This window comes from Streptomyces vietnamensis, assembly GCF_000830005.1.
In the GTDB taxonomy this organism is placed as follows: domain Bacteria; phylum Actinomycetota; class Actinomycetes; order Streptomycetales; family Streptomycetaceae; genus Streptomyces; species Streptomyces vietnamensis.
The window spans coordinates 75907-100009 of record NZ_CP010408.1 but is presented as its reverse complement, the minus strand read 5'-3'; the positions used below and the strand labels follow the sequence as shown (position 1 = coordinate 100009).

At 70.1% G+C, this 24103-nt stretch carries 17 protein-coding genes and 1 pseudogene; 14 read left to right on the top strand and 4 right to left on the bottom strand.

Annotated elements, in window-relative coordinates:
- The first annotated feature begins 21 nt into the window (after positions 1-21).
- Positions 22-2673, top strand: a complete 2652-nt coding sequence (locus SVTN_RS39825; protein WP_041134827.1) for a hypothetical protein — start codon at positions 22-24, stop codon at positions 2671-2673.
- Positions 2674-2713: 40 nt separating this feature from the next.
- Here the strand turns inward: SVTN_RS39825 and SVTN_RS39820 are convergent, their stop codons facing one another.
- Positions 2714-4312 carry a serine/threonine-protein kinase gene (locus SVTN_RS39820; RefSeq protein ID WP_099055353.1) on the bottom strand — a complete coding sequence of 533 codons (1599 nt, stop codon included), beginning with the start codon at positions 4310-4312 and terminating at the stop codon, positions 2714-2716.
- Positions 4313-4643: 331 nt separating this feature from the next.
- Between SVTN_RS39820 and SVTN_RS39815 the strand changes: the two genes are divergently transcribed.
- From SVTN_RS39815 to SVTN_RS39795, 5 genes are all read left to right on the top strand, one after another.
- On the top strand, positions 4644-5105 hold the full coding sequence (locus SVTN_RS39815) for a hypothetical protein (RefSeq protein WP_041134826.1): 462 nt from the start codon (positions 4644-4646) through the stop codon (positions 5103-5105).
- A complete protein-coding gene (locus tag SVTN_RS39810) occupies positions 5102-7276 on the top strand; it encodes a type IV secretory system conjugative DNA transfer family protein (RefSeq protein WP_041134825.1) in 2175 nt (724 codons plus the stop codon). Before SVTN_RS39815 ends, SVTN_RS39810 begins: the two co-directional genes overlap by 4 nt.
- Before the next feature lie 17 nt (positions 7277-7293).
- Positions 7294-8235: a replication-relaxation family protein gene (locus SVTN_RS39805; RefSeq protein ID WP_052499814.1), complete on the top strand. Its 942-nt coding sequence runs from the start codon at positions 7294-7296 to the stop codon at positions 8233-8235.
- A gap of 973 nt (positions 8236-9208) precedes the next feature.
- Positions 9209-9931: a hypothetical protein gene (locus SVTN_RS39800; protein WP_041134824.1), complete on the top strand. Its 723-nt coding sequence runs from the start codon at positions 9209-9211 to the stop codon at positions 9929-9931.
- 35 nt (positions 9932-9966) lie between these two features.
- Positions 9967-10380, top strand: coding sequence for a hypothetical protein (locus SVTN_RS39795; RefSeq protein WP_041134823.1), 414 nt, complete (start codon positions 9967-9969; stop codon positions 10378-10380).
- Positions 10381-11136: 756 nt separating this feature from the next.
- Here the strand turns inward: SVTN_RS39795 and SVTN_RS39790 are convergent.
- Positions 11137-12294: a calcium-binding protein gene (locus SVTN_RS39790; RefSeq protein ID WP_107072811.1), complete on the bottom strand. Its 1158-nt coding sequence runs from the start codon at positions 12292-12294 to the stop codon at positions 11137-11139.
- 349 nt (positions 12295-12643) lie between these two features.
- Positions 12644-12844, bottom strand: a pseudogene (locus SVTN_RS42945) (5-deoxy-glucuronate isomerase); the annotation flags it as partial.
- Between the two features lie 94 nt (positions 12845-12938).
- On the opposite strand from SVTN_RS42945, the gene SVTN_RS39785 reads away from it, so the two are divergent.
- A complete protein-coding gene (locus tag SVTN_RS39785; RefSeq protein ID WP_174518352.1) occupies positions 12939-13271 on the top strand; it encodes a hypothetical protein in 333 nt (110 codons plus the stop codon).
- Positions 13272-13472: 201 nt separating this feature from the next.
- Here SVTN_RS39785 and SVTN_RS39780 read toward each other — a convergent pair whose 3' ends face one another.
- Positions 13473-15671, bottom strand: a complete 2199-nt coding sequence (locus SVTN_RS39780; RefSeq protein WP_052499812.1) for a HEAT repeat domain-containing protein — start codon at positions 15669-15671, stop codon at positions 13473-13475.
- 565 nt (positions 15672-16236) lie between these two features.
- Here SVTN_RS39780 and SVTN_RS44575 point away from each other — a divergent pair.
- The 7 genes from SVTN_RS44575 (at position 16237) to SVTN_RS39750 (ending at position 23971) form a co-directional block, all read left to right on the top strand.
- Positions 16237-16938: a hypothetical protein gene (locus SVTN_RS44575; protein WP_159026592.1), complete on the top strand. Its 702-nt coding sequence runs from the start codon at positions 16237-16239 to the stop codon at positions 16936-16938.
- A gap of 77 nt (positions 16939-17015) precedes the next feature.
- Positions 17016-19013, top strand: a complete 1998-nt coding sequence (locus SVTN_RS39775; RefSeq protein WP_041134822.1) for a pentapeptide repeat-containing protein — start codon at positions 17016-17018, stop codon at positions 19011-19013.
- Positions 19014-19345: 332 nt separating this feature from the next.
- Positions 19346-19936, top strand: a complete 591-nt coding sequence (locus tag SVTN_RS42940; protein WP_052499811.1) for a hypothetical protein — start codon at positions 19346-19348, stop codon at positions 19934-19936.
- Positions 19937-20229: 293 nt separating this feature from the next.
- On the top strand, positions 20230-20805 hold the full coding sequence (locus tag SVTN_RS42935) for an ATP/GTP-binding protein (protein ID WP_245728048.1): 576 nt from the start codon (positions 20230-20232) through the stop codon (positions 20803-20805).
- A gap of 40 nt (positions 20806-20845) precedes the next feature.
- On the top strand, positions 20846-21538 hold the full coding sequence (locus SVTN_RS39760) for an SAF domain-containing protein (RefSeq protein ID WP_041134821.1): 693 nt from the start codon (positions 20846-20848) through the stop codon (positions 21536-21538).
- Positions 21535-22413 (top strand): hypothetical protein, encoded by an 879-nt coding sequence (locus SVTN_RS39755; protein WP_041134820.1) that lies wholly within the window; start codon positions 21535-21537, stop codon positions 22411-22413. Before SVTN_RS39760 ends, SVTN_RS39755 begins: the two co-directional genes overlap by 4 nt.
- Positions 22406-23971 carry a TadA family conjugal transfer-associated ATPase gene (locus SVTN_RS39750; protein ID WP_041134984.1) on the top strand — a complete coding sequence of 522 codons (1566 nt, stop codon included), beginning with the start codon at positions 22406-22408 and terminating at the stop codon, positions 23969-23971. The genes SVTN_RS39755 and SVTN_RS39750 overlap by 8 nt, the downstream gene beginning before the upstream one ends.
- The last annotated feature ends 132 nt before the right edge of the window (positions 23972-24103 follow it).

Sequence of the window (24103 nt, the reverse complement as noted above, 5' to 3'; positions counted from 1 at the left end):
AACGTGGCGCGGGATCTGCGGATGCTGTTCGGAGCGAATGACCAGTCGGTGGCGGCCGAGGAGGCGTTCACGAATCGTCAGGCTCAGTGGCAGGCCGTCGTCACGGCGCTCACCGATCACCTGCACCGCGTCGCCGGCCCCACGTTCGACGTCGAGGACTTCGCCGGCCCGCGGCACAACGTCCTGGTCGCCCACGGGGTCGGAGGGATCGGAAAGTCGACGCTCTCGCGCAAGATCGAGGCGTCGCTCACCCACCCCGAAGGACGACCGGCACAGTGGGCCGAACCGGCGTGGCCGATCGAGAAGCTGCTGCCGGTGCGCATCGACCTGGCCCGCTCCACCGGCATCGACTTCGAGCGGCTCATGCTGTCGATCCGCCTGGCCGTCGCCTCCCTCGGGCGGCCCATGCCCGCCTTCGACCTCGCCCTGCGCCGCCACTGGGAACGCAATCACCCGGGCGAGCCGCTGGAGGATTACCTGCGGCGCGGCGGGCTGTTCAGCCGTTTCAGCAACGCGGTCAACCTGCCCAGCCAGCTGCAGTCCTCCCTGGCCGACGTCGCCCAGGTCCTGGCCATGCCCGGCACGATCGGGGGCGCCGTCGGCCAGCTCACCACCGCCCTGGTCGGCGCCCTGCGCGAGCGGCGCCAGACCGTGCGCGCTCTGGCCGGCTGCGCCCGCCTGGCCGACATCCTGGAGGCCGAGGCGGACCTGGAGACCCTCAGCTTCGCCGCCCACCTGCTCGCCTGGGACCTGCACCAGCTCCCCGCCGACCAGCGCGTCACCCCAGTCGTCCTCTTCGACAGCTTCGAGGAGGTCGGGACCCGCACCCACCGCGACTTCGAGCGGCTGCTGCAGCGCATCGTGTGGCTGATGCCGAACGTCTTCTTCGTCATCACCGGCCGCGACCGTCTGCAGTGGGCCGAGGAGGGACTTGCCGGGCAGCTCGACTGGACCGGTCCCACCGCCTGGCCCGGCCTGGCCGGCCACGTGCCCGGCGCCCGCGCCCACCACGGCCCCGCCGTACGGCAGATCCTGGTCGGAGACTTCTCCCCCCAGGACTGCGACGACCACCTCGCCCGCCGCCTGGCCACAGGCGGCCAGCCCCTGATCGGGCTCGACCTGCGCGCCGCCATCACCGCCCGCTCCCACGGCCTGCCCCTCTACCTCGACCTCGCCGTCATGCGCTTCCTGGAGATACGGCGCACCGGACGCACCCCGCAGCCGGACGACTTCGGCGACTTCCCCGCCCTCATCTCCCGCACGCTGAGCGACCTGACCAGCGACGAACGCCACGTCCTGCGCTCGGTGTCCCTGCTGGACGCCTTCTCCGTCTCCCTGGCCACCCAGGTCGCCGGCCTCACCCACGACGCCGCCGCCCTCCGGCTGACCGACCGTCCCTTCATCCGCGAGGACCAGAGCGGACTGTGGCCCTTCCACCTCCACCAGGTCGTCCGCTCCGCGATCCGCAACGCCGAGGACCACACCGACGACCGCTGGTCCGAGCAGGACTGGCACCGGGCCGCCACCCGCGCGCTGACCGCCCTCGGGCAGGAATGGGCCCACGGGCCACGCCGGGACCGCGCGGTCCTGATCGGCGTCCTTCGGCAGGGGCTGCGCCTGGCCCGCGACTTCAACCTCGACGAGCTGGGCTGGCTCGCCGACGCCGCCTTCTCCTACATCGGCGACTCCGTGTGGGAGCCGCTCGACCCGCCCGCCCACGGCCACCAGGGCACCGAGCTGTCCACGCCGGCCGACGCGCTCGTCGAGACCCTCAGCGCCCTGGCCCGGCGCCAGCGCGAACACCGCGCCCGCACCGTCCAGCGGCTGACCGCCGTCATCGACTCCGGCCTGCTGCCCGCCGAACTCCAGGAGATGCCGCTCTACTACCGGGCCAAGGCGTTGCGTGACATCGGACGCGACGAGGACTCCCGCCGCGGCTACCAGCAGGTGGCCGACCACGGGGGCCGCCTGGCCGCCGCCGCCCGCCGCGGCCTGGCCCAGGCCGCCCGCCTGGCCGGCGACTTCCCCACCGCCCTTGCCGCCGCCCAGCAGCTGGGCTGGGAGGGCCGCCACCAGCGCGTTCTCGGCGACCTGTACTGGGTCCAGGGAGAAGTCGAGCGCGCGGCCGAGGCGTACCTGGCCGGGCGCCTCGAAGCCGAGCAGCACGCCAAGGCCGGCGAAGCTGCCCACACCCAGGCCATGCGGGCCGTCGCCGTCGCGTTCACCGACCCCCGCCAGGCGGACGACGAACTGGACCTGGCCCAGCGGCTCCTCGCCAACCTCGACCTGCGGGCCACCACGATCAACGCCGCCATCGCCTCCCTCATCCGCGACGCCGGCAACCCGACCCTCGACGACCGCGTCCGCACCCTGCGCACCGAACTCGACGCCGCCGGCCTCACCTCCATGACGCCCACCCTCGACGTCGCCGTCGCCTTCCACCAAGCCGTCCAGGGCGACCACGAGGCGCTGGCCGCCACCATCGCCCGGCTCCGCGAACAGACCAGCAACGGCATGTACGCCTACTACACCGACATCGCGCACTTCATGGCCGACCTGCCCCTGCCCAACGACCACACCCCACCGCGCTGGCTGGACAGCGCAACAGCCACCCGCGCCCGGTGGCGGGCCCTGGTCACCGCACGCCGCGACCTGCTGCGCACCTCGCGGTAGCCCACCGGGCATGGCCACCACGTGCGTGGTCGGCCTGTGGTCAGGATGCGGTGAATCCGGTGCAGGTGATATGGCGGCGTGAACCGTCGCCGACGGACCACACCACGGTGTACGTGCCCGGGGGGTAGGAGGCGGTGGCTCCGGCGAAGTCGCCTGGCCAGGTGACGATCGCTGAGGTGTCGGACTGCAGGCTCGCCCGTGCCAGCCGTGACGTCCCGTCGGGCACGTACACACGGGCCACGACGTCCATCTCCGGCTGCACGGGATCGAAGTTGCCGTACTTGTTGCGCAGCGAGAGTTCCACCGCGTCGCCGGGCCGGACCTCACCCACCGGAGCTACGGTTTGCCATGCTCCCTCGATCTCCGGGTCCTTTCGCGGGGTGCAGTCCAGCTCGGCTGGCAGGTAGGTGAACGGTGGCGGCTGCAGTGAGGGGGAGGGGGATGCCGTCGGGGCCTCGACCGGGGCTGAACGGGCCGTGGTGGCCAAGGACGCGGGCGAAGTGCTCTGCCGACGTGCTTCCTCCGGAGACCGCTGCGGCGCTGGTGCGGTGGAAGTGGTCGGGGCGATCGATCTGCTCGGCCCGGCTATGGGCGTCTGGCCGGATCTGGTGGCGGATTGCGCAGCGACGACTCCGCCGATGCTTCCTGCGATGAGGGCAATCGCCGCGGCTGCCGCATAGACTCCACGGCGCCCTCGCCGAAGGACATCGGTCCGCCAGGCCCGATCGTCCTCGTCCGGCACATCCCAAGGAACGCTTGGCAGGCCAGCCGGGAACATCCACTGCTCATCTGCGGGTGGTACGACTGCCGTGTCCTGCGTGGCGAGCAAGGCAGAGCAGGCACGGGCGAGTTCTGCCGCATGAGGCCGATCGCTTGGGCGCTTGGTCAGCGCGTTCTCGAGCAGAGGCAAAAGATCGTCAGGAATATCCGAAAGGTCCGGATCTGCGGACATGACACGGAAGGCCACGGCATCAGGGGCACCCGTGCCGAACGGAAGACGGCCCGTAGCCGCATAGGCGACGAGAGCACCCCAGGCGAAGATGTCGCCTTCAGGACCCACCGCGCCCGTCTGGTAGTGCTCGGGGCTGATCCAGCCCGCAGTTCCGGTGACGACCCCGGTTCGCGTCACGGACGTGCCGTCCAGAGCCCGGGATATGCCGAAGTCCAGCACCCTGGGACCGGACGGAGAGAGGATCACGTTATCGGGCTTGATGTCCCGGTGCACGATCCCCGCCTCATGCACCGCAGTGAGCGCGGCCGCGGTTCCCGCCGCGAGAGCGTACAAGGGCGCCCCCTGTGCTGGGCCGTGTGCGGCAACGTACTGGGCGAGGGTGGGCCCGGGGACGAAAGGGGTGGCAAGCCATGGAGCGGGCCCGTCGGTGTCGGCATCGTGGACTGGGACCAGGCACGGTCCCGTCACCCTTTCGGAGAGCCGCACCTCACGGCGGAAGCGTGCCCGGAACTCTTCGTTGGCGGCGTGCGCAGGGTGGATGACCTTGACAGCCAGGCGGAGCCCAGCAGAATCGACGGCTGCGTAGACGGTACCCATGCCGCCACTCCCGAGCCGGCCGACGACACGATACGTACCTATTCGGCGCGGATCGCCAGGGAGTACGGGCTTGATGCGGCTGGGCACCATCGGTCCTTAGTGTGATCAGTTGGGGCGATGAATGCTATCGATCCTCCGGTGCGTCTTCGAGGCGCGCGGAGGCCGAGCGTGGCCCGTGCGCGAGAGGCGGCGATGCATGAGTGGCGATGATGAGTAGTTGCTGCACGGCCGGGCTACGGGACTACGACTGCCTCGACCTGTGCCGAGGCCGAGACAGTTCAAGGGATGGCAAAGCATTCGGACTCGGTGTCTGAACGGGCCCCGGATTCTTACTTGGTCCAGGTGAAGGGCTTCTTCCCACCCGACCTGGAGGCGCCATGAAGCACACCATCCCATCCCGACCGGCCCTGGGCCGAACGACATGAGCCTCCCGGACCTGCCGGTCGACGAGCTCCTCGCTCAACTCCGGGCCACGCTGGACGCGGCCGCCCCGTACCTCCTCGCCCTCAGCGTCCTGGGGGCGGCTGTCTGGGTGTGGTGGACGATCCGTCGCGCGGCGCTGGTCCGGGAGGCGCTCGCCGACAGGGTGCAGGTCGAGGCCATCCCGACAGCCACCTTCGACCCCAGTGAGGGGGAGGTGGGCCGCTGGGCCCGCCAGCTCGGCCGGGTGCACTACGCGGCTGACGGTGTTCCGGCCCGGGGATCCGCGGTGCGACTGCGGTACACCGCCGTGGACGGCAAGATGCGCTGCTACATCGAAGGGCCGGCGGCCGCGGCCGCGATCCTGGCCATGCCCGGCTTCGCCGAGGTGGAGGTCCGAACCCACCAAGGACAGAGCGAAATCCGGCCGGTTCGCTTCACCGGCCCGGGAGGTACGTCGTGACCGCCGTCATCTCCCTCGCCAAACCGACGTCAGCGCCCACCGCCAGGGCGAGCGGGCGCCGGTACGTGCAGCGCGCCGAGCTGGCCCTGGGATTGCCCGACTACAAGGCTCTCGCCTCGCTCGGCCTGAGCCCGGACCCGCTTCAGCAGCTGGCCGCGGCCATGTCCTCGGTCCGGACCGAGGACGGGGAGAAGGCCGAGGCCGTCTTCGACCTGGTCCCGGTCTCCGAGCGCCGCCTGGCCCGCCGCCGGCGCCGCCTGATGGCCCGGGCCGCCCGCCGCGGGCCGTCCGCGTACGGCGAGCGCCTCACCGGTGGACTTGGAGGGGGCGGGTTCTGGGGGACGATGACCTCCGCCTGGTCCGGCGGCGCCGGGTCCACCGGCCGTTCCGAGCGGATTCCGCGGCAGGCCGACCTGCGTGACGGAGTCGGCAAGCTCGAGCCCGGCGCGGGCGCGGTGTTCGCCGTGCAGATCCTGCTGCGGACCGAGGCCGCGCACCCGCAGCTGGCCCTGGCCCGGATGCACCAGCTGATTGCCGCGCTGTCGATGACTTCGGGGGAGAACTACCTCAAGGTCCACCGGCCCCACAGCTGGTCGATCGGCCACTTCGAGCGCCGGTTCGCGAGCGGGGAGTTCGCGCCGCATCGCCGACAGTGGCTGACGGTGCCCGAGCTGGCCGGCTGGCTCAAGCCGCCGACGGTAAAGTGCGCCGCCTCCAGCGTGGTCCGCTCCGGCGGCCTGGTCCCGCCGGCCCCGGCCGACCTCCCCGTCTACACCGGACAGCGCGACCTGATCCCGCTCGGCGCCGTCGTCTACCCGGACGGCCGCGAACGGATCGGCGCCGCCCGGGTGCAGGACCTCCTCTTCGGCCTCCAGCTCGGCAAAGCCGGCCACGGCAAGACCGAAGAGGCCCTCGTGCAGTGCATCGCGATGGCGCACTCCGGCTACGGCTGCTGGTTCCTCGACCCGCACGGCGAAGGCTGGGCCCGGGCCAAGCCCTACCTTGCGCACCCGGAGATCGCCGATCGGCTCTGGGAGATCAACCTCGCCAAGACCGCCCCGGACCAGCCCGTCGTCTCCTGGAACCCCCTGTCCATGGAAGGCCGCACCCTCTCCGACGTCCAGGACATCGTCCGCTCCGTCACCGAGGGCATCGCCGCGGCGCAGGACTGGGGCGACAACGCCCCCCGCGCCCGCACGATCCTGGCCCGCGCCTCCCAGGCCCTGGCCCTGCTCAACCTCCAGGCCGTCCAGGCCGGCCACCCCGAGGCGCAGTGCACCCTCTTCCAACTGCGCACCTGGCTCACCGACGAGGACTGGCGCGAGCAGCTCCTGCCCAAGCTCCCGGACCGCGTCCGCGCGTACTGGGAGACCACGTTCCCCAAACTCGGCCCGGACGCGGTGCCCACCGTCACCTACGCCATCGACCGCCTCGACACCAGCCAGAGCCTCCAGGGCTTCTTCGGCAGCCCCCGCTCCGCATACGACGTCCGCCACGCCATGGACACCTCGAAGGTGGTGTTCGTCTGCCCGTCCGGCAGCGAGAGCGACGCCCTGGTCAGCTGCCTGCTCATCCACGACCTGCACCGCGCCGGACTCTCCCGGCAGGACACCCCCCGCGAGCAACGGAACACTTTCTGGGCCTGGGGCGATGAACTCACCGCCCTCGACTCCTCCAGCAAGGGGTTCCTCGCCGCCATCGCCGAGCAGCTGCGCAAGTACGAGGTGCGCTTCATCGGCATGACCCAGATGGCACTCCGGCTCTCCGCCATCACCCGCCAGGCCCTGCTGCAGAACCAGTCCTGGCTGAGCACCTGCGCCGCGGACTACGACGAGGCTGCCTTCGTCGCCAAGAGGTGGAACGGGCACGTCAGCCCGGAGACGATCACCGAACTCCCCAAGTACCACTACGTGATGTCCGTCAACCTCAACGGCGGCAGGACCACGCCCTTCCGCGTCCGCGGCCTGCCCGTGGATGAGGTCTTCGCGCACTACGACAACCCGGCCGGCGTCCCTGCCCTCGACCAGGCGATCGACACCAACCTCAACCGCCGCCCGCTGAGCGACATCCTCGCCGACCTCGAGGTCCTCGACAGCACCGTCCTCGCCCACCACACCGGACGACGCCCGGGCGGAACGAACGCCGGCGACCCCACCAGCGTCATCGACTAGAAGAAGGGGAGTACCCCATGCCCTACCCGCAGTCCGCCCCCACCGGGCTGGGCCAGGTCGCCCAGCAGGCCGCCCAGGTCCTCTACCAGCACCGTCTGGTTTCCACGAGGCAGCTCCACCGGCTCGTCACCCCGCACCACACCCGCACTGAGTACCTGCGCCGCCAGCTCCACACCCTTCGCGAAGCCGGGTTCGCTGGCGTCGTCGGCCGCCGCACCACCGGCCAGACCGAGCTGCTGTGGTGGCTCACCGAAAAGGGCGCCCAGGCCGTCGAAGCGGTCGGTCTGCTTCAGCAGCGCCCGTACCGGATGAGCCCCGAGGCTGCCCTCGGCCCGCTCCAGGAACACACCCTTGCAGTCGTGGATACCGGAGCCGCGTTCGTCGAGCACGCCCGCCGACTCGACCACGAGTGCGGTCCCCTGGACTGGTCGCCAGAGATCGCGCACTACTACCGTGACGAGGCCCGACCGGGGGAAGAGCTGTGCCTCGTCCCCGATGCCGTCCTCAACTACGTCCACACCGAAGCACGACAGCGCACCCTGCTCACGTTCTTCATCGAGGTCGACCGCACCCAGATGACGATCGCCCGCCTGGCCCAGAAACTGCACGCCTACGCCGCCTACCACGCGTACGCTCCCCAGCCTCCAACCGCCAAGGGCGCCCGCGGGCCCCGTCGCCAGGCCACGATGCCGGCTTGGCGCAGCCGCTACCCGGTCTTCCCCCGACTTCTGATGGTCCTGACCGGAGCGTCCGAGGAGCGCCTCGCCCGCCGGATTGCCGACCTGCGCAGCCTTGCCGCCAGCGACCCGGTGCTCGCCACCACCGCGCTTCGGGCCGGCGTCACCACCCTCAACCAGCTCCGAGCCAGGGGGCCGTTCGAGCAGGTCTTCACACCGGTCCTCGGCAATGCAGAACCGGTCAACGCCTGGCTCCCAGGACCTCTTGCCAGTGTGTCCTGATGGCAAGACCACACCAGGGCTACAGGGGCTAGAGCGGGGGCTGTGCCCTTTCCCGCGGGGCGTGATCTCCACTGCGGCGGAGCGGTCCCGTGAGCCCGCGCCGATCACCCCTCCTGCCGACGGGCCTTGCTCACCTGACGTCGACGGCGAGGCTCTTGTCCGTTGTCGCGCGCGGACCGTTGCCAAGGGGCTTTGCCCCCTGGACCCCCATCGGGGCGAGCCCCGAACCCCGCCAGCACCTGGCCGTGCTGGACTGACCATCACTGGGGGTTCCCAATCCCCCTTCAAGATCAAAGGCCATGTCCTCGGAGCCTGCGTTGTCCCCCTGAGCAGTCACTGGCTGACGCCGAGGAACAGATAGATAGCGTGGCTGATACCGGGAAGGGGTTGCTGGAGGCACACGCGTGCGCCGTCGTTCGGCAAACCCCAGCGTCGTGGCTGACTTTCGGTGGCTGAGGTGCATACAGGGCTCGGAGAGATGCCGGCATCGTGCTCACCGCAGGACGGTGGAGGGCGCCCAGCACCGTCTGGGGAAGCTCTCTGAGCGGCCGCCCGTCCGCTCTTTTATAAGAAGCGCGCACCTCCGATAGGGCTCTGACCTGCGGAATTACGAAGATGATCATGCTCCGGCCGCGACATTTTAGGGTTGAAGTTGTTAACGCAGGCAGCACATTCCGCATCGAAAGTTAGGCCAGGCCAAACTTTCTGGAGGTGGGCGCGTGGTAGGGCAACGCCCCAGGTCGCAGGGTTGTCCACGGACCGTCGCACCTCCCGTCGGCCCTCAGGAAATGTCGCGCTAGGCGCGACTGAAAGTTCGGCGTGGCCTAACTTTCGGCGCCTGTGCGCACTGAAAATCAGGCACAGCCAAACTTTCTCCGCATGCCTAGCTGTAGGGTGTGTCGCCGCGTCAAAAGTAAGGCAGGGCCTAACTTTTGAGATACGCTCGGACCGCCTGAGTAACAAGGAGGGTCCAGTGACACCTGCTTCGCCGTCGCGAGAGCCGCGACGGCCCCGATCGGTACCTTCACCCGCCACAACAGAAGACGTTGTCAGCAACGAGCTACTCAGCCTCCTCGGCGAGCAGCTGGGTAAGACGATTCAACAGGCTGCCGACCCACATGCCGGCGGCCGACGACTGAAGAACGTCAAGGTCACCGCGGAGTACAGCGATGACCGCCGGTCGCACGACATGGCTGGTCCCTTCGGCTACAGCATCTCGAGCAACTGGTTCACCCAGCTCCTGGCGCAGCTGTTCATCGCGAACGCCATCACCCGGAGCGAGCTGTGCGTCTTCCTGTACGTGGCCGGCGGTCAGAAACGGGGCACCGGGATCACCGAGTACACCCAGCAGGAGATCACGGACGGGCTCAACAAGCTTGCTGTCAAGACTCCAAACTCCAAGAAGATCGTCCGTCCTACTGTCAACCGTGCGGTGCGGCGTCTGTGCGAGCTCGGCTGGCTGGAGCGGGTCGGCAACGGGTTGATCCGCCTTAACGTTCGCCTGTGGTTCTTCGGGGGGAGCAACGAGCAGCGAGACGTGCTCGCCGAGATCGAGAGCAACCTTCCACAAGGTGCCGACCCCGCCGACCGGTTCCCTCACCAGATCGGGCCCGAGCTGATTCATCACCAGGAAGAGCTCGACCTGGGGCTCTCCGGCACCCCCCTGACTGCTCGCCCGAGACGGCGTACAGGATGAGTCTCAACGACCACTTGATTCGGAGGACGTAGCCGATGGCACTTCCCGTGATGTCACCGCTGGTGTCTGAGCGCATCTGGGCGCTGCCCATCAGCGCGCCGTCGGTGAAGTTCCTGCAGTACCTGGTTTTCCGCAGCGAGAACGGTGGCGGTCTGCCCAGCCAGCGGACCATGGCGGTTGAGTACAAGGTGTCGGCGGCCACCGTCAGCACGCTGCTTGCGCCGCTCTTCGACCTGAACTTCGTTCTGCGCCGACAGGCAGAAGAGCGCGGCGGGAACCGATACCGGCTTCACCCGCTGGCAGCCAAGTACGACAGCATCGATTCGATGGAAGAGGCCTTCCAGCAGGCTCTGGAAGACATGAGGGCGGGACGGTTGCCGGTGCTCAAGGCGCCTGAGTACCAGACGGCCCCGCCGACGAAGGGCCGCCCGGAGCTCCGGATCGCCTGACACAAAAGGAGAGGCCCCCACCGTGGTGGGGGCCTCGCGCCTGAGTAACAAGTTGCACCGCACTATACCTGCCCCAGCCGGTTGCTGCCGAAGTGGAAACGTGCAATCAGGGTGGGGCAGGCCAGCGCCGCGACGGTGAGCAGCAAGACGTGCGCCGCGCGGGAGGCTGGGGCGAAGTCGCCACCGTCAAGGCCTCACGAGCTTCCGGCACCTTCCGTACGGCCGCGACACCGAGCCCAACGGCCTCTATGCCAGCTCTGCCCCCGTCGACCCCGGCGCCCTCCAACCCATTGTCAAGGCCGCAAGACCGAGCACAGCGAAGGTGGCCCCCCGTCCAGCGCCATGCGCGAACTCGGCATAAGCCTTCCCCGATAACCTGGGCCGCCACATAGCGACCCGAGCGACTGAAGCTCGGACATGATGTTGCTAATGGTCATCGATGCGGTGGTACGGCGGACCGCGAGGAAGTTGCGCTGGGGTCTCGCGGCGGACCAGGTCGAGACCGACGCGCTGAAGGCGTACGAGAAGGCGTGATGGCGATTCTTGGAAACGACCACCCCTACTCGTCGCCCCACTTGATCCGTGGCTGAACCGAGTGGGGAGCGAGCGTGAGCGCCATTGGCCGGGCCGTACGCCTGGGAGACGGTGATCGTCGCGTCGGTGTACGCGGCGCGGACCGGTACTGGGCGGAACGGACATGGCCCCCAGGGTGCGTCAACGCGCACCCCGGGGGCCACTGGTTTTGCTGGGCTGCCGTTACGGGACGTTCGGGGTCGTCTCGCAGGACTGGGTGGCGCTGTCGGTGCCAGCCTCGCCGTCGCAGACGTCCGGGCCGTCGGCACCGCCGTCGAGGTCATCGTCGCCGGGGCCGGCGCGGAGGGTGTCGGCCCCGGCGTCGCCGCGCAGGTCGTCGCGGCCGCCAGCGGTGCCGACCGTCCTGGTGACGAAGAAGTCGGTGTTGTCCCCGAAGATCTGGTCGTTACCGCCGCCCCCCTCGATCCGGTCGGCGCTGGCCGAGCTGAGGTTGGCGTCGACCACCGAACTCTCGCCGACCAGCAGGTCCGGCCCGCCGGTGCCGATGATGTGGTCACGGCCTGAGCCCGTCGCGTAACCGCCGAACTCGTCATGGATGTTGTGGTCCCCGATAACGATCACACTGTCGCCGCCCGCGATCAGGGTGTCATCGCCGTCGTTGCCTTCGACGTTGCCGTCGGCGTCGCTGTCGCCGACCATGCGGTCGCTGGCGCCCGCTCCGCTGAAGAGCACGTCGTCGCCGGCGCCCTGGGCGGTGCCGTGAAGGGCCCGGGAGTCGCCCCCCATGTCGTCGGTGCCGTCGCCGCCGTCGAGGTAGTCGCGCCCGCCGCCGGACGCGTTGGTGCCGAAGCTGTCGCCGATCATGACGTCGGCGTCGTCGCCGCCGTACAGGCGGTCGTTCCCGCCGCCTGTGGCGTCTCCGCCGTCCACGGACCGACTGTCCCCGATCAGAGTGTCGGCCTCGTCGCCTCCGATCAGAAGGTCGTTGCCGCCGCCCGTGGTGTTGCTTTGAATGCCGAAGGTATCGCCGACCAGCTCGTCGGAGCCCGTGCCGCCGTCGAGCTGGTCGTTGCCGAGTCCGCCACTGACGACGTCGGTGCCACCGAGGCTGCAGATCCGGTCGTTCCCGCCCAAGCCGTGGATGATGTCATCGCCTGAGGTCCCGATGATCACGTCCGCGCCGCTGGTCCCGTTCGTCGTCACGCCGGGCGTGGTGATGACGATCGTGGCCGGGCGGCCCAGGCAGGTCGGCGCCGCCGCGCCCGCGTCCGTCGCGCCGAGACCGAGGACGCCTCCGAGCACGAGCGCCCCCGCAAACCCGCTCGCGACGGCACGACGAAGCCGCGTCCTGGCTCCGGTTCCGTGACGACTGCTCGTCATCGTTCTTCCCTCCGGTCGGCACGATCGTTCGTGCAGACCGATGCCCCCCTGGGGCGCGGCCAGTAACGATGCGGGCTCGCGGTGCAACCGGATGGCGGCGCGAAACGGCCCGTACGGATCCTCCGATCCGTACGGGCCGTCCGGGCGTGCCTGTCGTGCCTGCCGTGCGTCAGTGGTTGCGCAGGGATCCCAAGTGGACGCCGGCCGGGGCCTCGGACGGGTCCGGCCAGCGGGTGGTGACGACCATGCCGCGGGTGTAGAGGTGCACTCCGCGTTGCCGTAGATGTGGTGGTCGCCGAAGAGCGAATCCTTCCAGCCACCGAAGGAGTGGCAGCCCACAGCCACCGGGATCGCACGTGAAGTGGATCCGCCACGCCCGTTCGGCGCCCGGGCCCGCCATCACGTTCAGGTAGTACATGGCATTGCCGGGCTGGGCGACGGACGGGCCGTGCCAGCCGTCGGGGATGAGGACGAGGTCACCCGTGCGGACCTCGGCGAGGAGGTCGGCGCCGCCAGGGCGGGACGGGGAGATCCGCTGGTAGCCGAGGCCGTCGGCCTACGCGGAGCTGAAGTCCACGGCCCTGGGCGGGCGGGTCCTGCGGGCCCGTAACCCCGGCCGGCATCGACAGGAGGTCTGGGCACTGTTGACCGCCTACCAGGCACTGCTGACCGCGATGACCGATGCCACCGACAGCGTCCCGGGCACCGATCCAGACCGGGCCAGCTTCACTATCGCGCTGACCGCCGCCCGCGACAAGCTCGCACCGGCTGCGGGCGTCATCGCCGGCACTATCATCGACCTGGTCAGAGGCATCGGCCGCCATGTGCCGGTCCAGCTCCTGCCCCAGCGGCGAGTCCGCACCAAAAACCGCATCGTCAAACGCGCGATCTCCAAGTACAACGCCCGCGGACCGGCCATCGACCGTGCTACCTACAAGGCCACCATCAGCATCAACTTGCTCACAACCGACCCTTGACACCACCCAGCGCCGCCCTAACTCAACGGCGTTGCGGCCGTCCCGCCTCCGCGCCCGCCAGCTCCTCCGCTGTGCCGCGCGATCCCAGGTCATCCCGCGCACGGCTGGGGAGATCCCGTGAGCAGGTCTGGAGCCATCCCGAGCACCGGGTGGCCGATTTCAGGAAGCGCCATCAGGCGTACGAGACCTCCGCGGCGATGCCTACTCCTCCCCGGCAAGCGCAGGCTCCGGGAGCTCCCGCAGGCGGGTCAGGATGGCACGGCAGGTGCGCTGGAACTTCAGGTCGCGGGTGACTCCCCACCCCCAGGGCTCTCCGCCGCGCTGTGGCTGCGCCGTCGCGGCCTCGATACGGGGCAGGGCGGGGCGTGCGGCCGGGCCCATGCGGTCGAAGCAGGCGACGACGTCACACGCGGTGGAGTCGTTGTCCTCCCAGGCGTTCAGCAGCGCCGGTACAACGATGTCGGCCTCGCTCGTGCCGCCTATGTCCCACAGGGCTGACGCGACGTGGACGAGGGTCCACGAGTCGTTCAGCACGGCCGAACCATTCCGCTCGTTGCGCGCGTTCTGCTCGACCTGCTCGCCCAGCATCTGCCGCAGGCGCGGCAGAACGGGAGCGGCGGGAGGACCGATCCGGCCGGCGAGGTCGATCGCGTCGAAGTTCCGGTGCGATTCGAGGAGGTGCTCCAGCAATGGCACCACACGTTCGGGGCAGCGCTCGAGTTCCCAGACGGCGCCCACCGCGGCCGTACGGATATCCACGCCATCCGCCTCGGTAAGGGCCCGGACGGTATCCAGGGCGGATGCGGCACGGGTGCCGAACGAGGCGAGCGCCTTCAGAACGGGAACTGCGGTACTCCACTGCTTGTGCTGGACGGCGGCTTGGACGGCGTCGGTGAGTGCGGGCACGGCCGCCGGATCACCGAGCTTCGCGAGGGCGGAGGCGAGAGCCGTGGGGCCGACATCGGGCCACTCCCGGGAGTGGTCTACATCGGCGAGGCGATGAACGAGCCGGGGCGTGAGCTCGGCGGCGGCCCGGGGCAAGTGGCCGGCCGCGTTCACCGCGCGCCAGGCGTCCATATCGGTGTCCAGCGCGGTCAGCAGACTGGGCAGGGCACGTTCGTCTCCGAGGCCTGCCAGCGCCACGACGGCCTGCTGGTGGGCACGGCGCAGCACGCGGTGCGGGCTCGCCCACGCATCAGGCCGGTGCTCGGTGCGCTGCGCGGTGACATAGGCGGCGAGGGCCTCCCGGGCGGGTTCGGCCAGTTCGGCCAGGGATCCGAGGGCCTCGGCCGCGGCCGCGGCGGTGTAGGAGTCGCGCGGCAGCAGGCAGTCGGCGAGGAGCCGGACGAGGTCGGTGTGTTCTCCCCGCCAGGAGGCGATCAGACGGCGTGCCATGTCGATGGCGTCGTACCGGGTTCCTGGGTCCGGGCTGCGCAGCTGTTCGGTGAGCAGGGCCGTCCGGTCGTCGAGGCGCGCGTCCAGGGCCTTGTGGAAGGCCGTGAGCAGGGGAGTGGTGGGAGCGTGGAGGCGGCCGTGTCGTTCGAGGTCGGCGAAGGCGGCGGCGATGTGCCCGGGGACGTTCGGGTCGGGTTCGGGTTCGGCCTCGCACGCACACGGGCGGGAGGAGTCCCGGTTCCCCTGATCCTCGTCCTTCTCGGGCCGGGGCACGGGTGTGACCTGGCGGAGCAGTCCGATCGCGGTCGGCACCGTCTGATCGTTGATGGAATCGGGAGCGCAGCGGGTCCGGTGGACGAGCGCTGCCAGACGGGTGTCCGGATCGGTCGTGCTGCTGTCGGACAGTGCGTCGAGCCACCTCCTCGCCGCCGCGGCGGCCGCGGGCAGCCGAAGCGCCAAATTCGCCATCGTCCGCACCACCAGCCCACGCTCGGCGACCCCGCTCTCCTCCACGAGACGGTCCCGCAGAAGCGCCACCGCCCGCTCGGCATCGTCCAGGAAAAGCCCCAGCCCCTCGATTGCCGCCCTGCGCACCTCCGGATCGGGGTCACAGGCGTAGGCGACGAAGGCGTCGGCGTGCTCACGCATCAGGTTCGCCGTGTCCGGGTAGATCGTGGAATCCTCCCCGTCCGGGCCGCAGATGACGGCGTAGACCTCCTCGGCGTCGATGACCTCCTGCCCGATGCTGAGCAGCAGCGCGACGACCTCCCCACGGTCAGGCGTCGCCGGATCGTCCGCCATCGCGAACAGGAACGGCACACTGGCCACCGTGCTCGGATACACGCTCCCCTGATGGAGCACCGCGCCATAGAAGTTGCCGAACGCCTCCTCCCGCACGTCGGGGTCGGGCGAGACCATGCCGCGCAGCCATCCCGGCACCTCATCGGCCGGCCCGTAGGCGTGCCCCAAGGACGCCCAGTCAATGCTCTCCAAGTCGTTGATCATGCCCGGCACTATGCCGGGCAGCACTGACACCCCCGACGGCCCCGACCACGACGCCCGTCCCATGACAGGAACAGCGCCAAAGCAATGAGCACAGACGCTCGGGAGTACCGCTCGATTGGCAGACCCACGCGCCTTCGAGGCGGAGACCGACGGTGTCTACGCGAGCGTCGCCATCTGCCCGGAGCACTCGATCCGGGATGACGAACCCAATCTCGGCCAGACCTACCTACCTACGTACGGCAGGAGTGCACGTAGTGGATGCGCCGAGCACGCCCTCCTCTCAGGCACCTGACACGCATGCCTCCAGACGCCCAGCTTTCGCCCCTGTCAGCAGACAGGAAATGGGCACTCGCCATCCGCGCTCTACCAGTCGGCCTCTTACGTCGGCATACAGCCAGCCCACCAACGACAACGCCGGTCACCACGAGGGCATCGGGGAGTATCGCCGTGGTGGGTAGCAGCTGGGTGTTCAGTTTGCTGAACGGCCCGTACGGGGTGGTGTGGGGCTGGCAGTCTGAGGTGGGTGAGGGGTGACTGGCTGGGGAAATTCCGGCGGAAGCGGCGGGTGCTGGCGCGAGTGCGGCGGGCCACGTGGCGGTTGGAGCAGGCGGAGCGGGAACGGCTCTGGGCGCTTGTTGCGGCGCGGGCCGAGGGGGTGTCGGTGCGGAAGGCCTCGGAGGCGGTGGGTCTGTCGCCGCCCCGGGTGCATCAGCTCACCCAGGATGTTGCGGTGGATGTGCTGGATGCCGGGCTGGGGGAGCTGTGGGCGGCGGGCTGGCCCGCCCCGGAGGACCTGAATGCCGGTGGCGACGCGGAGCCGGCGAGGCGGGCGGTTGCGGCGGGGCGGCTGGATCCTCCAGTGCGCGCAGTGGGTCGAACACCTTCAGTAGGAGAGTTTTCCGCCGGTGGTGAACCTGCGGCCCGAAGCCGATTTTCCCGACCGGCACGCGGTGGTCGTGGATCTGGCGAGGGTGGCGGCCGTGCTGCGCGTGTCGCGTTCGACGTCGAAGAACTGGTCCGCGTCCGCGCGGTCGAGGACCTTGATACGGCGCGTGTCCGGGACGAGCCGCGAGCGGAGCGGCGCCGACGACCGGCCGAGCCGGACCTCGGTTACGCCGAGTTCTGCGCCCGGACCAGAACGCCTACGCAGTCCATCCGCCAGGGCGCGGATGCCTGGACCACCTACCAGGCCGAGCGCCACCGCCGCGGCGAGACAGACGAGAACCCGTACACCGCGTACAACCCGTTCCGCCCCGGGCGCGGCTGACCCCGCGCCTTGTCCCGCCCCGCCGCTACCCGCCCGGGCAGCAACCCGGCACCCTTCCCTCTTGGAGCCGTCACCCCATGAGCACACCCGCACCGTCGGCACCGTCCTGGCCGCACTGCGCCCACAGCGCCCACTCCAGCGATCCCGTCGGCTGCCGCGGCATCCAGACTCCAGGCCACACCGCCTGCCTCGCCCACCTGACCGACACCGACCGCGACACCTACCTTGCCGGCCTGGCCCCCGGCGCCGACATCGACCACCGCGGCACCCCCTTCACCGAAGACCTCCTCAACCGCCTCCTCAACGCCGTCCGCGACCCCACCAGCCGACGCCCCCACCTCGGGACCGCCTTGTTCGGCGAGGCGCGGTTCTCCGGCAGTGCCCAGTTCGGCGGGACGCAGTTCTCTGGCAGTGCCCAGTTCAGAGGAGCGCAGTTCTTCGGTCGCGCCCAGTTCGGTGGGGCGCAGTTCTCCCGCAGCGCCCGGTTCAGCAAGGCTCAATTCTCCGGCAACGCCCAGTTCAGAGGGGCACAGTTCTCCGCCGACGCCTGGTTCGACCAGGCGCACCTCTCCGACGAAGTCCACTTCGGTGAGGCGCAGTTCTCTTACGATGCCCGGTTCAGCCGGGCGCAGTTCTCCGGCGACGCCCAGTTTAGGAGGGCGCAGTTCTCCGGCGACGCCCGGTTCGACGGCGCGCAGTTCTTCGGTGACGTCTGGTTCGACGGGGTGCAGTTCTTCGGTGACGTCTGGTCCGTCGGGGTGCAGTTTTCCGGCAGCGCCCGCTTCTACGAGGCGCAGTTCTCTGGCAACGCCCAGTTCTACGGGGCGCAGTTCGTCGGCAACGCCCGGTTCGACGAGGCACGGTTCTCCGGCGCCACCGGGTTCGGCAAGGCACGGTTCTCCGGCGATGCCCGGTTCGATGAGGCGCAGTTCTTGGCGGCTTCGAGATGGGGGCCGGTGGTGTGCGGGGGGACGGTCGATTTGTCGGGAGCGGTGTTTGGAGCGCCGGTGACGCTGGAGGTCGCAGCGAAGCAGGTGCGGTGCACGCGGACCCGTTGGCAGTCGACCGCGACCGTCCGGGTTCGCCATGCTTCTGTTGATCTTGGGCATGCGGTGCTGGAGGCCCCTCTCGCCGTCACCGCTCACCCCACCCCGTTCACCATCGCCGGTGGCCCGACCCTGGACGAGAGCACTTTGCCGGGGAGCGGGGCGGTGCGGGTGGTGTCGGTGCAGGGCGTGGACGCCGCCCACCTGGTCCTGACCGACACCGACCTGTCCGGCTGCCTGTTCTCCGGGGCCTTCCATCTTGACCAGCTCCGGCTGGAGGGCCGTACCACCCTCGCTTCCACCCCTACCGGCTGGCACCGCAAGGGCATAGCCCCGGTCCGCTGGACCCGCCGGCGGACGCTGGCAGAGGAGCAGCATTGGCGGGCGCAGACCGCCGGACAGCCCCCCACATCCGCTGGCACCCCGCCCGACCCCCGCCGGTGGCGTACCGGCCCGTACCACCCCGACCCCGCCCGGACCCCGGACCCCGACGACGTCGCCCCCTTGTACCGGCAGCTCCGCAAGGCGTTCGAGGACGGCAAGAACGAACCCGGCGCCGCCGACTTCTACTACGGCGAGTGCGAGATGCGCCGCCACGACCGCACCGGCACCCCGAAAGCCGAGCGCCGCCTGCTGTGGGCCTACTGGCTGCTCTCCGGCTACGGCCTGCGCGCCGGCCGCGCCCTAGGCTGGCTCGCCGCCGCCATGCTCGCCACCATCGTGCTGCTGATGGCCTTCGGCCTGCCGATGTCGTCCCCGAAACAGGAAGCCACCGGCACTGTCCCGGCGGGCGGCGGCACCATCACCCTCACCATCGACAAGCAGGACCCGAAGAACCCCACCGGGGACAGGTTCACCAGCAAACGCTTCGACAAGGCCCTGACCGTCACGCTCAACTCCGTAGTGTTCCGCTCCAGCGGCCAGGACCTCACCACCACCGGAACCTACATCGAGATGACCTCTCGCCTCCTCGAACCCGCCCTCCTCGCCCTCGCCGTCCTTGCCGTCCGAGGGCGCATCAAACGCTGATTACCCGGCGCGAGGGTGGTCAGGGAACTGAACACCCAAACCGCCATCCACCGAGCCGATACCCCATGGCCGCACTACCGATGAAAGCCGTGAGTTGACCTGACACACTCACGACGCCTTCCAGGCCGATTTTGGCCGGTTACAGCGCATCTTCGGGCCTCAACTGTCGTTACGCCCGGTGCGGTTGTTGTGATCTTGCGTAGTGTGGGCCTTTGCGGTAATCGAGTGGTCGATGGCAGGGCGTGATCTTCTCAAGGGGGAACGACCGCAGCTGAAGCCAGGTGACCGCGTATGCATCGGGAGGCTTCGTGACTCATACACAAATGCGACGCATGCGCTCCGTCATGGCGCCGTACCGGCAGAGGGGCTTCCTCCTCGTCCTCGTCGCTGCGCTGGCAGTTTCGGCTTGTACCTCGTCGAGCGACTCCGGCAGCGAGAAGGACAAGGGCGAGCTGCCTACGGTCTCGGCCGCACCGAGCAAGTCGGCGACGGTGGATCCGTCCGAGGCCGCGAAGGCGGAGGCCATCTCGACCTACACGTCGTACTGGACAGAGCTGCCCAAGGTCTACGCGATTCCCTCCATCGACGGAACCGACCTCAAGCGGTACACCGCGGCCGAAGCGTTGAGTCAGGCGGAAGCCGGCGTCAAGAACCTCAAGACCACCAAGTCAGTCATGACCGGTCTGCCAGTGATGACGAACCCCACGGTCACAGACGCCGCCCTCGACAAGAAGACGCCGAGTGTGACCATCTCCAGCTGTCTCGACGTCTCACAGTGGAAGATCATCGACAAGGCGAGCGGCAAGCCAGCCGTGATGCCCAGTAACCGGGTGACTAAGTACGTGGTCGTGTCTTTGGTGGAGCGCTGGCCGGACGGCTGGAAGGTACTCAAGGCCGAGCCCAAGGCGGACCAGCCGTGCTGACCCGGAGAAGTACGGCTCTGGCCCTCGGGCTTTTGCTCGCCCTGACCGGTCCTGTCGCTGTTGCCGACGAGGGCCCAAAGTGCCAAGTGGGCTGGGTGTGCACCATCGTGGAAGGCCCCAAAGACCCGGGAGGAGACCAACCACCAGGCGGTGGCGGAGGGGGTGGGGGAGACGGAGGAGACGACACCGGTGGTGGCGACAGCCGCTACACGTGCACCTACACCCTCGCTGACCCTCAGCCCGGTGACGACAGTGCGCTCTGGGGCCCAGGCGGCCGGAAGCCCGGCGTCTCCATGTACCTCGAGGACTGCCTCGACAACGAGACCGGCATCCACGACGTGAAGAACATCTTCACCACGGCCCCGCCCGGCGGCGGCGGTCCGGTGATCGACCCCGCGGTCGTGGCACAGCAGGCAGTGGACAAGATGCGGCTGCGCGCGCCCGCGATCGGCATCACGCCGAAGCCGGGCGGCAAGGGCGTGGTCGGCATGCCCGTCTACATGTGGACCGACACCGGCCCCGAGACGTACGGCCCGAACACGGCCTCCGCGTCGATCGGCCCGGTGTCGGTGACGGCCACCGCCCGGGTGTCGAAGATCGTGTGGAACATGGGCGACGGCCACACCGTCACCTGCACGACGGCCGGTACGCCCTACAAGCCGGAGTACGGCAAGTCGCCTTCCCCGGACTGCGGCCACCGCTACGACAAGCCGTCCTCCAGCACCGGCTCCGGCACGTACCACGTCACCGCGACGTCGACCTGGTCGATCGACTGGCAGGTCACCGGTGGCGCTCAGGCCGGTCAGCTGACCGAGGTCCGCACCAGCTCCGTGGACATCAACGTCGCCGAGGTCCAGGTCCTCAACTAGCCCGCGCACTGCTTGCACTTCCCCGAGAGGCAGTACCCGAATGGAATCCCCCGCCGCCCCGCCGGTGCCGCGTCCGGCCGGTCCGCGCACCGAACTCCCCATCACCACCGCGGCACCGGTGAAGAAGCAGCGCCGGTATGCCGCGGCCGCGCTGAGCACCGTGCTGGCCGTCGCGGCCGCCCTCGGCGCGGCCGCCGCCGTGTCCGCCGTCGGCGACCGTACGAAGGTGCTGGCCATCGCCAACGACGTCCCGGCCGGACAGCCGCTCACGGACGCCGACATCGTCGTCGCCGAGGTCTCCGCGGATGCGGCCCTGACCCCGATGCCCGCCACCGACCGCGCCCTGGTCGTGGGCAAGCGCCCCGCCGTCGACCTGCGCAAGGGCAGCCTGCTGGTCGCCGCCCAGCTCCAGCCCGGTACCGGCCTCGGCGACGACAAGCAGCAGGTCGGCGTCCAGGTCAAGCGCGGCCAGGCCCCCGCCGGCTCCCTCGTCCCCGGCGACAAGGTCCTCGCCGTCACGGTCCCCGGCCAGGGCGAGCAGCCGACCGGCAAGGACGGGGCTGAGGCCCCGCCCACGTCGGTCAAGGCGGTCGTGGTCTCCGTCAGCCGGCCCGACGCCTCCGGCGCCGTCGTCGTCAACCTCGCGGTCGCCCCCTCCGACGGACCGCTGCTGGCCACCCGCGCCTCGTCCGGCCGGGTGGCCCTGGTCCGCGACGTCCGGAGCGGATCGTGACCGTCACCGCGCTGGTGAGCGCGAAGTCGTGCGGCGTCACCACCAGCGCCCTCGCCATGACCCTGTCCTCCACGCGCCCCTCGCTGCTGGCCGAATGCGACCCGGCCGGCGGCACCATAAGAGCGGGGCTCTTCCAGGCCCAGATCACCGCCGGGACCGGCCTCTACCACCTCGCCGCCGCCGAGCGCGCGGGCGAGGACGCCCTCGCCCAGGCCTTCGCCAGCCACCTCGTCCGCCTCGACGAGTCCGGCCATCGCCAGGTCCTGCCCGGCCTGACTGACCCTGCCCAGGCACCGGCCCTGGCGCGGACCTGGCCCGCGCTGGCTCAGGTCATGCGCGTGCTGTCGGACGAGGGCGGCTACGACGTCGTCATCGACGCCGGCCGCCTGGCCCTGGAATCCGGCCACCTGCACCCCACCCTCACACCCGCACCGCTCCTTCACGGCGCGGACCTGGTCCTGCTCGTCGTACGCGCCACCGAGCACTCCCTCGCCCTGGCCCGGCACATGACCGGACCGCTGCGCAACGAGCTCACCGACCGCGGTACCGGCGCGGACGCCCTGGGCGTCCTCCTCATCGAAGACGGCCCCCGGCGTGCGCACGAAGTCTCCGAAGCACTCCGGCTCCCCGTCATGGCCGCACTGCCCTGGGAACCGGACACCGCCGCCTACCTCGCTGGCACCGGGCGCGCCCCGCGGACGCTGAAGAAGTCCGCGCTCTTGAACTCCGCCCGCACCGCGCTGGGCCACCTGCAGGCGGCCGCCTCGCGCCGGGCCCTGCACCAGAAGTACCCGGCCGCCCTCCCGGCACCAGCGGCCCCGCAGCTCGCCGGGGTCCTTCAGCGACTGAACCAGGGGGCAGGTGCCCGTGGCTGACACCCAGCAGCGCCCCGACAGCCCGGCCGCGCACGGCCCCGCCGACATCGCCGGACTGCTCGCCGGCCGCATCGGCCCGACCCGGATCCCCCAGCCCGCAGCAGCACTCACGCCGGCCCCCGTCACGCCCGCTCCCCACCATCCGGCGACGGCCGCCGGCCCGGCCGCGATTCCGAAGCTGGCCGGGTTGCCCGGCCAGCTTCCGGTGGGCTGGGAGGTGATCGAGGCGCTGCAGGCCGAGGTGTCCGCCGAGCTGTCCGCACACGATCCCAGCCGCCTGCTGGAAGAGGACGACCGCCGGGCCCAGGCCCGCTCCATGGTGACGAAGACGGTCGCGCAGTGGGCCACGAAGTACGCGCACGGCAACCCCGCACTGTCGGCGGATGAAGAGCACGCCGTCGGAGCGGCGGTGTTCGACGCGATGTTCCGCGGCGGCCGCCTCCAGGGCCTCCTCGACGAGCAGGGCGTCGAGGACGTCATGGTCGACGGGCTCCGCGCCCACATCGAGTACTACGACCGGCCCCGCCGCACCATCGAACGGGTCGCCGACTCGCACGAGGAACTGATCGCCTGGGTCAACCGGATGGCCGGCCTGTCCGGACACGGCGAACGCGCCCTGACCCAGGCCACCCCCATGGTCGGCTTCCGCATGCCCGACGGCTCCCGCGTCACCGCGAGCCTGCTCACCACCCGCCCGTCGGTGGTGATCCGAAAGCACCGCATCCGCCAGCACGGCATCGACGAGCTCGTCCAGTGGGGCTCCATCAACCCCCTCATCAGGGCATTCCTTCTGGCCTGCGTCCAGGCCAAGCTCAACATTTTGGTCGTGGGCGACATGGGCGCCGGCAAAACCAGCCTGCTGCGCGCCCTCGGCCGGGAGATCCCGCCCGGGGAACGCATCGCCACCCTGGAGTCCGACCGCGAGCTCTACCTCGACGAGCCCGGGCCCGCGGACAAGCCGGGTCCACTGACGTTCGCGTTCGAGGCCCGCCAGTCCAACGGCGAGGTCCGCGGCGGCAGCGCCGCAGGCGAGGTCACCATCGGCGACATGTTCCCCACCGCCCTGCGCTACAACGTCAACCGGGTGATCGTCGGCGAAGTCCGCTCCACCGAGGTCCTGCCCATGCTCCAGGCCATGTCGGCGGGCGGCTCCGGCTCGATGTGCACCCTGCATGTCCGCCGCCCGCACGCGATCATCTCCCGCCTGGTGCAGCTGTGCACCGAGGCCGGCATGCAGACCGAAGCCGCGAACCACCTGATCGCCTCCGCGATCGACGTGGTCGTCTACCTCACCTACCTCGACGAGACCGCGATCGGCGGCCGCAAGCACCGATTCGTCAGCCACGTGTACGAGGTCCACGACGTCGTCGGCGAAGGCGGCCGCCCCACCACCAGCGAAATCTTCGCCCCCCACGGGGGCGAGCCCCGCGCCGTGTACCGCAACATGCCCTCGTTCCTGGACGTCCTGGAGCGCACCGGCTCCTTCGACCGCAGATGGCTGACCCACAGCCCCGAGACCGCCTGGGGCCCGTCTCTGCAGCTGGTGGGGCCACGGTGAACCGCCCCCTGCACGGGAGGACCGGTGAGGAGACCCGCCCGCGTCGCAGCCGTCGCCACGGGGACAGCCGTGGCCCTCGGCAGTCTCCTGCGCCGGCGGCTCCTCAGCCGATGACCGCACAGGCCCGGGAGG